Consider the following 12,994-nt stretch of genomic DNA (forward strand, 5'->3'; position numbering starts at 1 on the left):
CAAACCGGAGCCCGATTACCAGGTCCTACATTACCGGTGATCCGTATTCAGGCGGCGTTCGACCCCGTCACCTGAGCCGATATCGCATCCGGGCCAAACTCGTCGTCGCCGGAAATCTTCAGGATTTCCTGCAGCCGCGTGCGGGCGCGGCTGACGCGGCTCTTGATCGTTCCGACCGCACAGCCGCAAATTTCGGCGGCTTCCTCGTATGAAAAGCCCGACGCGCCGATGAGGATGATGGCTTCGCGCTGGTCCTCTGGCAATTGCTCGAGCGCGCTCCGAAAGTCCTTGAGGTCGAGCTGGCCGTGCTGGGCCGGATGGACGGCTAGCCTGGCGGTCATGATGCCGTCGCTATCCTGCACCTCGCGGCCGCGCTTGCGCATCTGCGAATAGAATTCGTTGCGCAGGATGGTGAACAGCCATGCCTTGAGATTGGTGCCCGGCTCGAAGCTCTCATGCTTGTCCCACGCCTTGACCAGCGTTTCCTGCACCAGATCGTCGGCCTTGTCGGCATTTTGTGTCAATGACACGGCAAAGGCCCGCAGGCTCGGAATCGAGGCGAGCAGATCCGTCTTGAAGCTCTGGGACACGGCCGCCATGCCTCAGTCCTTTTTCCGTGCAGGTTGGGCCTGTTCCAACTGGCTGAGCAATTGGGCAAAGCGATCCGGCACGCTGTCGGAGACCAGCTCGTCGTAATATTGTTTGAGTTTGCGGCCGATTTCCGAGTTTGGCCCGAGCGGGTCGCCGGAAGCAGCCCGGCGCCTGTTCGTTGCAGCGCCAGCCGTGTTGTCTTTCCTCATGTCGTCATTTCGCCCTTCGTTCCCAGTACCTGCCGCCCTTCAATACACGACGCAAAGCAGGCGACCCCCTCGTCTGGTTGCCCGTCCCGATCTCAAACGCCTTCCTCTTATATTAGTTCCAGGGCCGTCGGAACTTTTTCGGCAGGCCGGCGTTTGTATTTTCAGGGTTTGTTTCAGGGCTTGTTATCAGCTTGGCTTCCAATCTATGCAATTACGTCAGAGGGAGACGTCCATCATGAGCCTGTCCGCAACCATCGCTCCACACCTGCCGTTCCTGCGCCGCTTTTCGCGGGCCGTCTCCGGATCGCAGGAGAGTGGCGACGCGCTGGTCGCCGCGATGCTCGAAGCCATCATCGCCGACGTCGACATCTTTCCGAACGCGTCGAATGACCGCATCGCACTCTACAAGGTCTTCGCCAGGCTGTTCACCTCGGTCGCCATCCGCGTTCCGCAGGAACACCCGCAATCGGCGTGGGAACAGCGCGCCGCCGCCAATCTGAACGCGATCTCACCCCGTCCCCGCCAGGCCTTCCTGCTGGTCGCCGTCGAAGGTTTCAGCGAAGACGAGGCGGCGGAGATTCTCGACGTCGACGACCAGGAGTTCTCCGAGCTTCTTGCCGAGGCCAGCAACGAGATTTCCCGCCAGGTGGCAACCGATGTGCTGATCATCGAGGACGAGCCGCTGATCGCCATGGATATCGAGCAAATGGTCGAGAGCCTAGGCCATCGCGTTGTCGGAACGGCGCGTACCCATGCCGAGGCGGTGGCGATGTTCGCCAAGATGCGGCCGAAGATGGTGCTGGCCGACATCCAGCTTGCCGACGGCAGCTCGGGCATCGAAGCGGTCAACGAGATCCTGTCGACCACCCCGGTGCCGGTGATCTTCATCACCGCTTTTCCCGAACGCCTCCTGACCGGCGAGCGGCCGGAGCCGGCCTTCCTCGTCACCAAGCCGTTCAATCCGGAGATGGTCAAGGCCCTGATCAGCCAGGCGCTCTTCTTCGACCGGCAGGCGAAAGCCGCTGCATAGGGCCGGGCAGCCCGGCCCTGAGCGGCCCTTTCCACAGTTTCACTGATCGCCCGTTTTCCACAGATGAGTAACGCTGGCCGCTTGCGGCCGGCACACGCCACTTGCAACTCACCTGCGCATGACGATCCAATTCGAGCGGGAAAGCTTTCCGGGGCTCGTCTTTTTCGGGAAATGCTGGAACAAACGGCAGCGAAAGACGTTTTTGGCATACTATTTGAAGGAGATGGACCATGCTTTACTGGGCCCTCGTATTTCTCGTCGTTGCGATCATTGCAGGCGCTCTTGGCTTCGGCGGCATCGCCGGCACCTCGGCTGGTATAGCGCAGATATTGTTTTTCATCTTTCTCGCTTTCCTGATCATTTCGCTTATTGCGGGCTTGTTCAAACGCGCGTCGTGAACTGCGATCGAACACTGGGAGCCGCACCCCTCAAGCGGTTTCCAGCCACCGCCGGGCGGTGTCCTTAGCCGGACGTCGCTCGGCGGACTTCTTTTTGGAACCCAATTTTCCGTCAGCCGTTCAGCCTGCATCGGGCGGGTGAAGTGAACGATGCAATCCAGAGCCGGAGACATGAGAGACAGCGGACGGAGCGATGAGATCATCGCTCTGCAGTCCGCTGAGAGTGGAATGCAGCTTGGCCGGGCCCTTCTCCATGCGCTGCACAATGCCGGCATTTCGGTTCTCTATCAGGATCGCGAGATGAAAACCGTCTGGGCCCGCAACATGCGCCCGCCCTGGATTTCCGACACAGTTGTTTCCGACACGGAGGTTTCCGACACTGGCGACGGTAACGGCATCCTGCCGCTTGCGCAGGCGGAGCGCATCGGCGCAGCCAAACGCAAGGTCGTCGCATCCGGCAATCCGGAACATCTTGAGCTCAGCATTCCCGCCGACGATGGCGTCCGCTGGTTCCAAATATGGATAGACGCGGATCATGACGACGGCGGCGCCGTGCAGGGCGTCGTCACTACAATGGTCGAAACGACCGAGCAGAAACGTCGCGAGCAAACCCTGAAGACGCTGCTGCGCGAGGTCAGCCACCGGTCGAAGAACCTTTTGGCCATCATCCAGAGCATCGCCACCCAGACCAGCCGTTATTCGGACACGCTCAGTGATTTCCTGACGCGCTTTCGCGGCCGGCTGCAGTCGCTTGCCTCATCCCAAGACCTGGTGACCTCGTCCAACTGGCGGGGAGCGGCACTGCGCGAACTGGTGTCCGGCCAGGTCGGCCGCTATGGCGCCGACCCTGTGCGCAGCCTGCGTTTTCGCGGTGCAAACCCATACCTCAATCCCAATGCCGCCCTGCATATCGGCTTGGCCATGCACGAGCTTGCCGTCAATTCTGTCAGCTACGGCGCTCTGTCGCGAGCCGACGGGTTCGTCGAGGTGACGGCCGACCTGACGGCGGCTGCCGCTGGCGAGACCGCGCTGTCGCTGACATGGGCCGAGGCCATCGGAGCCAATGACAATCAGCCCAGCGAGAAGCGCTTTGGCAGCGTCGCGCTCGAGCGCGTCGTGCCTGCGTCGTTGAACGGCACGGCGAGACTTGAAATCAGCGGGGATCGTCTCGAATACCATCTCGTCGTTCCTCGCAGCAATTTCGAGACGGATTGAACTGGCAACAGCCGAGCCCAAGAGAACTGGCCGAGGGGTTGGGGCCAAGAGGGGTGGGGAATTGATACCGGCCGCGCCGGCTTAACCATCTGTTCACCATAAGGTTCGATGCTGTTTTTCTCAGGCACCACTCCGCATGACGTTTTCGTCGCAGTTTGCTGCGCAGTACGGGAGAAATGGCTTTGACGGTTGCCGACATCAACAGGCTGGAACAGGCCGCACGCGTTTCGATGAGCGGGTTCCAGGATCCCGAAGCATCCGCAATGCGGTCGCCCCGTGCTTCCCTGCCGATCCCCGGCCTCGCCGCAATCGGGCTGGCTGCAGTGGTCGTCATGGCCGCCGCGTTCCAGTTGGTCTAATGCATGTCACGCGAAAAGCATGCCCTCGGGCTTGAACCGGGGGTGTGCAGCGGTTTGCGATAACAATTTGAAGCAAAGCGTCGGTCGCAAGTGGCCGGCGGCTTGGGCTTGCCTGATGCCTGTCCTCCATGGTCGCGCCAGCCCGCATGACCGGAACTTTGGCGGATGTAGCCCGTTCTATGGCGGGAGGACCGTCGCCATGGAACATATCGCTGCCGTGCTGCTGGTCATCGGCTGTTCGAACACGATGACCGAGTGCCGCGAACTGCCCGTATCGGTGAGCGTTTTCGAAACCGCTCAGGAGTGTGCCGCCGCGCGTCCGTTTGCCATGGGCGATGTGCAGGGTCAGGCTCCGCGCATCATTTCCAAATGCCTTTCCGTCGACCCGGCACTTGAGGATGATTACGACCAGATCGTCTGGAACGTGCGCCCGGACGGCACCCTCGACGCTTCCGTGGAGATTTCCGACCTCGAGCTTGCCTCGAGCGGCGCGCGCCCCGAAAAAGATTCTCTTAGCCAACAATGAAATCGAGCAGGGCAAAACACTTTTTCGCGTGATAAATGACGGGCGGAGCTACAAGTGAGGACAAAGGCGAGGAGTGACCCTATGCGGAAGATGATTATTGCCATGGTTGCCGCAATCGCGGTCAGCGGTTGCAGCACCACCGAGCAGGATGTGGGCGTCGGCGCCGGTGTCGGCGCGCTGGCCGGCGGCCTGATTGACGGCGGCAAGGGTGCGCTGGTGGGCGCAGCCATCGGTGCCGGTACCGGCCTGCTGGTGCGCAACCTGCGCAATGGCTATTGCCAGTACCGCGACAACCGTGGCCGTCTGTTTACGGCGCGCTGCTGATCCGTTTCAAACGCAAGAGGCATTGGACGCGGAGACCGGACGAGCCGGTCTCTGTTTACTTGGCCGGTTTATTTGGGGCGCTGCATTTGGGCGACTTCGAAAACGTTCGGTTTGCGGCAGCCTTTCAGTCCGACAGCGGGATCCTGATTTCCACCCTCAGCCCGCTATCGTGAAAATCGCGATTGATCGTACCGCGCAATTCGCGCGTCACGTTCAGATCGATCAGCTTGGTGCCAAAACCTGTTTTGACCGGTGGTTCGAGCTTCTTCTTGCCGGCTTCGCGCCAGTTGAGAACCAGCGTTCGGTCGCTCCTGTGGCCTTCGACCGACCAGTCGACCTTGAGCGACCAGTCGCCGTTCCTGGTAATGGCCGAATTGCCGGTTTCGCCGTATTTTAGCGCGTTCGTCGCCAGTTCGTGAAAGGTCAGGCCGAGCGCTTGCGTCGTCGTCTCGTCGAGCAACACCTCTGGCCCCGACAATATCCCGTCGGGAAGCTCCTTGCCGAACACCTGGCCAAGCTCGATGCGCAAGAGATCGCCAAGATCGGCCTTCTGCCAGCGCGAGCGCGTCAGCATGTCCTGGGACGCCGCCATCGCTTGCAGCCGGGCCGAAAAAGAGGACGAGAACTCGTGGACGTCGGTGGCGTGCGACGCCGTCTGGCGCGCAATCGCCAGCACCCGCGTGATCGAGTTCTTGATGCGGTGCTTCATCTCCTGCAGCATCAGGTCTTTTTCGAGCAGGCTTTTTTCCGTCGTCTCATGAAGCAGCGAGACCGCGTCATAGGCCCGCTCCTGATAGCGCGCCACCAGCGCGATGGTTCCCGCGAGCAGCAGCCCGAACAGGCCGAGCATCACCGGAATGGCGCGCGAGGAAGGTTGCGAGAAGGCGCTTGTCGGCCTGAACAGGACCGTCCATGGACGTCCGGCGATGGTGAGTTCGCGAGAAACCAGCAACCTGTCGCCGAAGCTCGACGCCGGCGGCGTTTCCGACTGGAACAAAAGATGGTCGGCATCCACCTTGCCGTCATAGATTTCGATGTTGACCGGCAGCAGCGGCGTCCGGCTGAGCGCGGTCTGGAACAGGTCGCGGGCGCGGAACGCCGCATAGAGAAAGCCTGTTGTCGACGATCTCGACGCATCGATGCCGTCCGCCGCGGTTTCGATGTTGAGCCGCACGAAAACCAGGAAGCCGGTGAAGGTCTGCGCAGCACCTGTTTCCTGGCCCAACTGCACGCGCCCGCTCGCGTGCTGCTGGTTGTCGGCCATCGCCCTTTCGATCGCCTCGCGCCGCACCGGTTCGGTGAACATGTCGTAGCCGATGCCGGATTGATTGGAAGGGTCCAGCGGCTCGAACAGCGTGATGGGCGCACGCCATGGCAGCGTTGTCGTGGCCGGATAGATCGCATCGCTGACGCCATAGTCGTGCAGGATGGCACGCTCGACCGCTGCCTCGTCGCCGGCTCTCACCAGCCGGAGAAAGCCGATGCCGCGCAGGCCGGCGAAATTGTCGTTGATACCCAGCGCATCGAAGAACGCCTTGAACTCGCTCCGCGAAATGTCACCATTGCGAGCCTCGAACAGTGCGTGTGTCGATCGCAGCATCGACAGATGCAGGTCGATGCGGCTATCGATCCGGTTGAGGGCGTCGTCCGCCGTCGCCTCGAATTTGATGCGCGCCGCTTCCTGCGTGGCGAAATAGGCGAATCCCGCCATTGTCAGGCTGATCAGCGCGACGGCGATGAAAGCGACGATCGGGAAGAACTTCTTCAAGCTGCGGCTGCGACCCATGGTTCCCCATCTTATGGGCAAGTCCCCGTGGCAACACAATGGCGCGGCCAAACCATCATGACGGCTGGCATATCACGTGACAGGTATTTGACGCTTCAGGCGGCGATCTTCAGCGCGCCTGGTCCCGGAATGGCGCCTGGCGGACACTTGCCCAGAATGATCATGCCGAGCACCTCGTCCTGGGTCACGTCGCCGGTGCGCGCCGTGCCAACGACCCGACCATTCTTCATGACGCAGACGCGGTCGGCAAGCTCGAACACATCGTGGATGTCATGGCTGATCAGGAAGATGCCGATGCCGTCGGCCTTGAGCTGCATGACCAGTTCGCCGACCTGCGCCGTTTCCTGCGGTCCCAGCGCCGCCGTCGGCTCATCCATGATCAGGATGCGGGCGTTGAACAGGATGGCGCGCGCGATCGCCACCGACTGCCGCTGGCCGCCCGAAAGCTTGACCACCGGCTCCTTGAATCGCTGGAAGCGGGGATTGAGCCTGCCCATCACCTTGCGCGCCTCGGCCTCCATGGCGCCATCGTCGAGCGTGCCCCAGCCGGTCATCAGCTCGCGGCCGAGGAACAGGTTGGCGGCGGCGTCGACATTGTCGGCGAGCGCCAGCGTCTGGTAGATCGTCTCGATGCCGTATTTCTTGGCGTCGCGCGGATTGGCGATCGAAGCCTCCTCGCCATTGACGAAGATTTGGCCCGAATCGCGCTTGTAGGCGCCGGACAGGATCTTGATCAGCGTCGACTTTCCGGCACCGTTGTGGCCGAGCAGCGCCACGACCTCGCCCGGGAAAAGATCGATCGACGCATCGTCGACGGCGCGAATGCCGCCGAAGGCAATCGAGATGTTGCGCATATCGATCAGTGGCGTGGGAGCAGTCGTGTCAGCCATGATCGTTCCTCTCTATGGTTTTGCCGAACATGATGTTGGACCGAAACGGATGTCCACTTTTCGCTGACGCAGACCTTCGGCTCGGGATCATGCTCAGACCCGCTTGCGGTAGACGGTGTCGAGCCAGACGGCGACAACCAGCACGGCGCCGACGACGACGCTCTGAAGCGGCGAATCGATGCCGAGCAACACCATGCCGGACTGCAGCGACTGCATCAGAAGCGCGCCCAGCATGGCACCGAGCACCGTGCCGGAGCCGCCGGCCAGCGACGTGCCGCCGATGACGGCTGCTGCGATGACCAAGAGCTCGTCCAGCGTGCCCAGCGCATTGGTCGCCGCATTGAGGCGGGCCGAAGCAATTGCCGCGCTGATCGCGGCCAGAACGCCCATGATCATGAACACTTTCATGGTCACCCAGCGCGTGTTGATGCCGGCGAGTTCCGCCGCTTCCGGGTTGCCGCCAATGGCAAAGACGTAGCGGCCGAAACGGGTGCGCCGGGTGATGAAGGTCATGACGATGCCGACTGCGACCGCGATCAGCACCGGTATGGCGATTCCATGGGCGATGAACAGCCCGCCTTCGGGGACGGTGATGCCGGTCCGCTGCGCATATTGGCGAACGATGCCGATCGGCCACGGATAGGAATTGGCGATCCAGACGGCGCCGAGGATGGCGGCGCAGGCGACAACACCAAGCAGGCTCTCCGCCCAGACCGGGCGCAACGGAAACTTGAAGCGCTTGCGCTGCGACCGGCCGTTGAGCAGCATCAAGGCGACGGCCACACAGGCGAGAATGCCGACGATCCAGCTCGCGGTCGCCCCGATCGAGCCACGCGGCCCGCCACCCATGAGCTGGAACGTGGCATCGAGCGGCGCGACGGTGCGCCCGCTCGTCATCAGCCACGCCATGCCGCGCCAGATCAGCAGGCCGCCCAGCGTCACGATGAAGGCCGGGACCTCGAGATAGGCGATGATGAAGCCCTGAAGCGCGCCGATCATGAGGCCGAGCACCACGCCGGCAGCCAGTGCGATGACCCATATCCAGGGATTTCCAAGCTGGAATCCCATGACGCGGATGAGGAATTCTGCCTGCGCAACGCCCATCACCATGCCGATCACGCCTTCGACGGAGCCGACCGAAAGATCGATGTTGCGCATCACGATGACCAGCACCATGCCGGTCGCCATGATCGCGACCGAGGAAGTTTGCACCGACAGGTTCCAGAGATTGCGCGGCGTGAGGAAAAGCCCACCCGACAGGATGTGGATTCCAACCCAGATGATCAGCAGCGCGCCGACCATGCCGAACATGCGTATGTCGAGCTCGGTTGCCTTGAGGAAGCGGCCGAAGGGGCTGAGCTCGGATTCACGCGCCCGATCGGCAGCCGGCGTGTTGGAAGTCGTGTCGGTCATGATGTCCTCCCACCGTTGCCGTCTGCCGCGGATGCCGGAAGCAGCCTAGAAATTACCCGCGAGACGCGGAAAAACAACTCTTTTGAAAAAAAAGCCGCGGCGTGAAGCCGCGGCGTTTCAGGTTTTTTTGGCGAAGGCGGATCAGTTGCAGACCGCGACGGTGCCCGCCGCCACGCCGGCGCAGACCTCTTCCTGCTTGATCCAGCCGGCGTCGATGACGACGTTGAGATTGTCCCTGGTGATGGCAATCGGCGTCAGGAACAGCGACTTGACGACATTGCCGCCCGGCGTGGTGAAATCCTTGACGCCGGCAATGTCTGTCATCGGCTTGCCGTCGGCCAGCTGCGAGGCGATCTCGGCGGCGTTCTTGCCGAGCTCGCGCGCGTCTTTCCACACCGATACGGTCTGTGTGCCGAGCGCGATGCGGTTCAGCGCGGCATGGTCGCCGTCCTGGCCCGAAACCGGGACGGATCCGGCCAGGCCCTGCGCCGTCAGCGCCGCGACGACGCCACCGGCGGTGCCGTCATTGGCGGCAACCACCGCATCGACCTTGTTGTCGTTGGCGGTCAGGAACTGTTCCATGTTCTTCTGGGCGTTGGCGGGAAGCCAGCCGTCCGTATAAGCCTCGCCGACATTCTTGATCTTGCCGCTGTCGATGGCATCCTTGAGCACTTCCATGGAGCCGGCGAACAGGAAATCGGCATTCGGGTCGGCGCCCGAGCCCTTGATGAAGACGTAATTGCCTTCCGGCGCCACCTTGAACACTTCGCGGGCCTGCATGCGGCCGACTTCCTGGTTGTCGAAGGTCAGATAGAACACGTCCTTGTTCTCGATCAGCCGGTCATAGCCGACGACCGGAATGCCTTCGTCCAGCGCCTTCTGCACCGCCGGACCGATGGCCGAGGCATCCTGCGCAAGGATGATCAGCGCGTTGGCGCCCTGCGAGATCAGGCTCTCGACGTCGGTCAGCTGCTTGCCGGGATTGGACTGTGCGTCAGCGGAAATATATTTGTCGCCGGCGGCCTCGATCGCCGCCTTCATGGCGGCTTCGTCGGTCTTCCAACGCTCTTCCTGGAAGTTCGACCACGAGACGCCAATGACCTTGTCCTTGGCCTGAGCGGCCGACGCGAGCGTCAGCGACATGGCGACCCCCGCCAGAATGGCGGCTGCGAATCTCTTCATGATATTCCTCCCTGCGCCGCGTAGGGCGCGACCAACTGGCCCGAAGGCCGGCACAAAGGCTCTATTTTTTCGAGCCTCGAAAAAATACTGGTCCAACGCCGAAGCACTGTCAACACCAATTCTGAGGGATTTTGACGTCCTGTCGGGGCTTTTTTTCGAGCCTCGGAATAAATAATGACAGCCCCTTCTGCTTCTGCCAGTATTTGTCGCACATTACCGACGGCTTCCGATTCATGAGCGGCCGCGGCGATGAGGAGGAAACAAAAATGTCGGTGGGAATCCGTCATGACGATCTGCGCCGGCGCAACCGGGCGATGGTGATTTCGGCCGTGCGCCGGGCAGGCCAGCCGTCGCGGACCGAGATCGCCGCGACCACCGGCCTCAGCCATTCGACCATATCGGCGATCTCTGCCGACCTGATCCAGGAAGGCATCCTGGCCGAGAGCAAGGCGAGCGAGACGGTTTCGCTGAAACGCGGCCGGCCGCAGGTCGGCCTCAGCCTCAATCCGCAAGCCGCTGCGGTGTTGGCCGTCGTGTTGTCGCTGAATTTCCTGTCGGTCGCCGTCATCGATTATGCCGGACAAGTGGTCGCCGAGGACCAGCGCCGGCTGGACACGCTGACCATGTCGCGCGACGCGCTGATCGGCGAATGTGTCGCCATCGTCCGGCGCCGGCTCGAAGATCCCGACCTCGATGTCCAAAGCGTCGCCCGCATCGCGCTGGCGATCCAGGGCATCACCGATTCCCACGCGCGCGCCATGTTGTGGTCGCCGATCACGCCGCAGACGAACATCGCCTTCGCCGACATTCTGGAACGCGAGTTCGGCATCCCGGCCATCATGGAGAACGACTGCAACATGATGGCCGTGGCGCTGCGCTGGCGCCACCCGGATCGCTACCGCGATGACTTCATCGCCATCCTGCTCTCGCACGGCATCGGCATGGGGCTGGTGCTGAAGGGCGAGCTGTTCACCGGCACCCACTCCTCAGGCGGCGAATTCGGCCACATGATCCATCGGCCGGGTGGCGCGCTTTGCCGCTGCGGGCGGCGCGGTTGCGTCGAGGCTTATGCCGGCAACTACGCCATCTGGCGCAACGCAAGGCTGTTGAGCGAGAACGCCGAGCCGGTCGCCGATGTCAGCGACGCCGAGATGCGGGCACTGGCGGCCCGGGCGCGCGAGACGGACGGACCGGAGCGCGAAGCCTACCGCAAGGCCGGCGAGGCGCTCGGCTTCGGGCTCGGCAGCCTGTTTGCGCTGATCGATCCGGCGCCGGTGGCCATGGTCGGCGCCAGCGCTACCGCCTTCGACCTGATCGAGCCGGCGCTGCGCGAGGCCATCGCCCAGACCGCCGGCGGCCAGCATTCGGGTTCGATTTCCTTCGACACCGAGCCGAACGAGCTGCCGCTGATCCGCGAAGGCTGCGCCATGCGGGCGCTAAGCTTCGTCGACCAGGAGATTTTCGCGCCGAGCATCCAGGCACGAGCCGGCTCGGTCGGAAAGAACGTGGCTTGAAGGATTCCCGGGTCGCGACTTGGGGTGTGTTGAGATTCAGGTCAGGCCGAGTCGAGAATGGTGGGTTCCGAGATCCGGAGCGGAGCGTACTTTGGGGTACGCCGGAAGCGCAGGTATCAGCTAGTCTTCCCTGATCGCATAGCCGGCGCCGCGGATGGTGCGGATGACATCGGGCATGCGACCATTGTTGACCGCCTTGCGCAACCGGCCGACATGGACGTCCACCGTGCGCTCGTCGATGTAGATCGTCTCGCCCCAGACATTGTCGAGCAACTGGCTGCGCGAGAAGACCCGGCCCGGGTGCCGCATCATGAATTCGAGCAGCCGGAATTCGGTCGGCCCGAGCCGGATCTCGCTCTTCTTGCGATAGACCCGGTGCGATTCACGATCGAGCATGATGTCGCCGACCTTGAGCACGCTGGACAGCACTTCCGGCTTGGCGCGGCGCAGCAGCGCCTTGACCCTGGCCATGAATTCCGGTGTCGAGAACGGCTTGACCAGATAGTCGTCGGCTCCGGTCGAAAGGCCGCGCACCCGGTCGCTCTCCTCGCCGCGCGCGGTCAGCATGATGATCGGCAGCCGCTCGGTTTCGGGGCGCACCCGAAGGCGCCGGCAAAGCTCGATGCCGGAAACCGCCGGCACCATCCAGTCGAGCACCAAAAGATCGGGCACGTTTTCCTGCAGCCGGATTTCGGCCTCGTCGCCGCGCGTCACCACCTCGACCTGATAGCCTTCGGATTCAAGATTGTAACGGAGAAGGACGCCCAGCGGCTCTTCATCCTCCACCACCATGATGCGCGGCGCGATCATCGGCCGGTCACTCCTGTCATGTCGCTGGCGCCGACATCGTCGTTTCGTCGAGCTTCGGGCGATCCGCCGGCAATTGCTGCCCGGTCACGACAAAATAGGCGTTTTCGGCGATGTTGGTGACGTGATCGCCGATACGCTCGAGATTCTTGGCGCAGAACAGAAGGTGCGTGCAGGCGGTGATGTTGCGCGGATCCTCCATCATGTAGGTCAGGAGCTCGCGAAAAACCGCCGTGTATTTCACGTCGATCTTCTGGTCGTCGGCGCGCAGTTCCTTCAACGCGCCGGCATCGCGCGACACATAGTGCTCGACCACGCCGCGCAGCTGCACAAGAACGAGATCCGCCATCGCATCGATACCGTGCGACAGATTCCGCGGCGTCGCGCTCTGCCCGACTGCGCTAACCCGCTTAGCTATGTTCTTGGCCAGATCGCCGATGCGCTCGAGATCGCCCGCCATGCGGATTGCGCCAACCACGGCGCGCAGATCCTGCGCCATCGGCTGCCGCTTGGCGATCAGCGTGATGGCGCTGTCGTCGAGCTCGCGCTGCCGCGCATCCATGATGGCGTCGTCCGAGACGACGCGCTGCGCCATCGCATTGTCCGACGCAAGCAACGCGCGGATCGAGGCTGCGACCATCGCGGCGGCGAGCTCGTCCATGTCGCGGATCAGCCGGTCGATGTGCTCCAGTTCCTCGTCGAAAGATGCGACGGTGTGTTCACCCATGGTGCTGTCCTCGTGTTCGAAAT

15 protein-coding genes are annotated in these 12,994 nt (G+C 62.6%); 7 read left to right on the plus strand and 8 right to left on the minus strand.

Annotated features, from left to right (window positions below):
- Positions 1–47: 47 nt before the first annotated feature.
- The gene (locus tag AC0L17_RS08365) at positions 48–599 is read right to left on the minus strand and encodes an RNA polymerase sigma factor (RefSeq protein WP_023797110.1); all 552 of its coding nucleotides are present in this window, start codon (positions 597–599) and stop codon (positions 48–50) included.
- Positions 600–602: 3 nt separating this feature from the next.
- Entirely contained in the window at positions 603–800 is a 198-nt protein-coding gene (locus AC0L17_RS08370; RefSeq protein WP_027153467.1) for a NepR family anti-sigma factor, read from the minus strand.
- Positions 801–1,035: 235 nt separating this feature from the next.
- Here AC0L17_RS08370 and AC0L17_RS08375 point away from each other — a divergent pair, with 235 nt between their 5' ends.
- The 6 genes from AC0L17_RS08375 to AC0L17_RS08400 all read left to right on the plus strand — a co-directional run bounded on the left by AC0L17_RS08375 (position 1,036) and on the right by AC0L17_RS08400 (position 4,652).
- Positions 1,036–1,830, plus strand: coding sequence for a response regulator (locus AC0L17_RS08375; protein WP_473515462.1), 795 nt, complete (start codon positions 1,036–1,038; stop codon positions 1,828–1,830).
- Positions 1,831–2,060: 230 nt separating this feature from the next.
- Positions 2,061–2,228 (plus strand): DUF1328 domain-containing protein, encoded by a 168-nt coding sequence (locus AC0L17_RS08380; protein ID WP_023797107.1) that lies wholly within the window; start codon positions 2,061–2,063, stop codon positions 2,226–2,228.
- A gap of 150 nt (positions 2,229–2,378) precedes the next feature.
- Positions 2,379–3,443, plus strand: coding sequence for a sensor histidine kinase (locus AC0L17_RS08385; protein ID WP_473515463.1), 1,065 nt, complete (start codon positions 2,379–2,381; stop codon positions 3,441–3,443).
- Between the two features lie 176 nt (positions 3,444–3,619).
- Positions 3,620–3,802 carry a hypothetical protein gene (locus AC0L17_RS08390; RefSeq protein WP_473515464.1) on the plus strand — a complete coding sequence of 61 codons (183 nt, stop codon included), beginning with the start codon at positions 3,620–3,622 and terminating at the stop codon, positions 3,800–3,802.
- 199 nt (positions 3,803–4,001) lie between these two features.
- Positions 4,002–4,328 carry a hypothetical protein gene (locus tag AC0L17_RS08395; protein WP_473515465.1) on the plus strand — a complete coding sequence of 109 codons (327 nt, stop codon included), beginning with the start codon at positions 4,002–4,004 and terminating at the stop codon, positions 4,326–4,328.
- 81 nt (positions 4,329–4,409) lie between these two features.
- Positions 4,410–4,652 carry a YMGG-like glycine zipper-containing protein gene (locus AC0L17_RS08400; RefSeq protein WP_027153471.1) on the plus strand — a complete coding sequence of 81 codons (243 nt, stop codon included), beginning with the start codon at positions 4,410–4,412 and terminating at the stop codon, positions 4,650–4,652.
- Positions 4,653–4,776: 124 nt separating this feature from the next.
- Here the strand turns inward: AC0L17_RS08400 and AC0L17_RS08405 are convergent, their stop codons facing one another.
- The 4 genes from AC0L17_RS08405 to xylF all read right to left on the minus strand — a co-directional run bounded on the left by AC0L17_RS08405 (position 4,777) and on the right by xylF (position 9,923).
- A complete protein-coding gene (locus tag AC0L17_RS08405) occupies positions 4,777–6,420 on the minus strand; it encodes a CHASE domain-containing protein (RefSeq protein WP_473515520.1) in 1,644 nt (547 codons plus the stop codon).
- Positions 6,421–6,533: 113 nt separating this feature from the next.
- Positions 6,534–7,328: an ATP-binding cassette domain-containing protein gene (locus AC0L17_RS08410; protein WP_236368827.1), complete on the minus strand. Its 795-nt coding sequence runs from the start codon at positions 7,326–7,328 to the stop codon at positions 6,534–6,536.
- 93 nt (positions 7,329–7,421) lie between these two features.
- Entirely contained in the window at positions 7,422–8,741 is a 1,320-nt protein-coding gene (locus AC0L17_RS08415) for a sugar ABC transporter permease (protein ID WP_473515466.1), read from the minus strand.
- Positions 8,742–8,882: 141 nt separating this feature from the next.
- Positions 8,883–9,923: a D-xylose ABC transporter substrate-binding protein gene (gene xylF, locus AC0L17_RS08420; RefSeq protein WP_473515467.1), complete on the minus strand. Its 1,041-nt coding sequence runs from the start codon at positions 9,921–9,923 to the stop codon at positions 8,883–8,885.
- 266 nt (positions 9,924–10,189) lie between these two features.
- On the opposite strand from xylF, the gene AC0L17_RS08425 reads away from it, so the two are divergent.
- The gene (locus tag AC0L17_RS08425) at positions 10,190–11,437 is read left to right on the plus strand and encodes an ROK family protein (RefSeq protein ID WP_473515468.1); all 1,248 of its coding nucleotides are present in this window, start codon (positions 10,190–10,192) and stop codon (positions 11,435–11,437) included.
- Between the two features lie 120 nt (positions 11,438–11,557).
- Here AC0L17_RS08425 and phoB read toward each other — a convergent pair whose 3' ends face one another.
- Positions 11,558–12,247 carry a phosphate regulon transcriptional regulator PhoB gene (phoB, locus tag AC0L17_RS08430; protein ID WP_031254097.1) on the minus strand — a complete coding sequence of 230 codons (690 nt, stop codon included), beginning with the start codon at positions 12,245–12,247 and terminating at the stop codon, positions 11,558–11,560.
- A 16-nt stretch (positions 12,248–12,263) separates the two neighbouring features.
- Positions 12,264–12,971 carry a phosphate signaling complex protein PhoU gene (phoU, locus tag AC0L17_RS08435; protein WP_023797095.1) on the minus strand — a complete coding sequence of 236 codons (708 nt, stop codon included), beginning with the start codon at positions 12,969–12,971 and terminating at the stop codon, positions 12,264–12,266.
- Between the last annotated feature and the right edge of the window lie 23 nt (positions 12,972–12,994).

The sequence above is a fragment of the Mesorhizobium sp. WSM4829 genome, from assembly GCF_055811475.1.

Coding starts and splice junctions, on each gene's coding strand:
- AC0L17_RS08365 (WP_023797110.1), bottom strand. CDS start 599: ATGGCGGCCGTGTCCCAGAGCTTCAAGACGGATCTGCTCGCCTCGATT.
- AC0L17_RS08390 (WP_473515464.1), top strand. CDS start 3,620: ATGGCTTTGACGGTTGCCGACATCAACAGGCTGGAACAGGCCGCACGC.
- AC0L17_RS08395 (WP_473515465.1), top strand. CDS start 4,002: ATGGAACATATCGCTGCCGTGCTGCTGGTCATCGGCTGTTCGAACACG.
- phoB (WP_031254097.1), bottom strand. CDS start 12,247: ATGATCGCGCCGCGCATCATGGTGGTGGAGGATGAAGAGCCGCTGGGC.
- AC0L17_RS08425 (WP_473515468.1), top strand. CDS start 10,190: ATGTCGGTGGGAATCCGTCATGACGATCTGCGCCGGCGCAACCGGGCG.
- AC0L17_RS08385 (WP_473515463.1), top strand. CDS start 2,379: ATGCAATCCAGAGCCGGAGACATGAGAGACAGCGGACGGAGCGATGAG.
- AC0L17_RS08375 (WP_473515462.1), top strand. CDS start 1,036: ATGAGCCTGTCCGCAACCATCGCTCCACACCTGCCGTTCCTGCGCCGC.
- xylF (WP_473515467.1), bottom strand. CDS start 9,923: ATGAAGAGATTCGCAGCCGCCATTCTGGCGGGGGTCGCCATGTCGCTG.
- AC0L17_RS08370 (WP_027153467.1), bottom strand. CDS start 800: ATGAGGAAAGACAACACGGCTGGCGCTGCAACGAACAGGCGCCGGGCT.
- AC0L17_RS08415 (WP_473515466.1), bottom strand. CDS start 8,741: ATGACCGACACGACTTCCAACACGCCGGCTGCCGATCGGGCGCGTGAA.
- AC0L17_RS08380 (WP_023797107.1), top strand. CDS start 2,061: ATGCTTTACTGGGCCCTCGTATTTCTCGTCGTTGCGATCATTGCAGGC.
- AC0L17_RS08410 (WP_236368827.1), bottom strand. CDS start 7,328: ATGGCTGACACGACTGCTCCCACGCCACTGATCGATATGCGCAACATC.
- phoU (WP_023797095.1), bottom strand. CDS start 12,971: ATGGGTGAACACACCGTCGCATCTTTCGACGAGGAACTGGAGCACATC.
- AC0L17_RS08400 (WP_027153471.1), top strand. CDS start 4,410: ATGCGGAAGATGATTATTGCCATGGTTGCCGCAATCGCGGTCAGCGGT.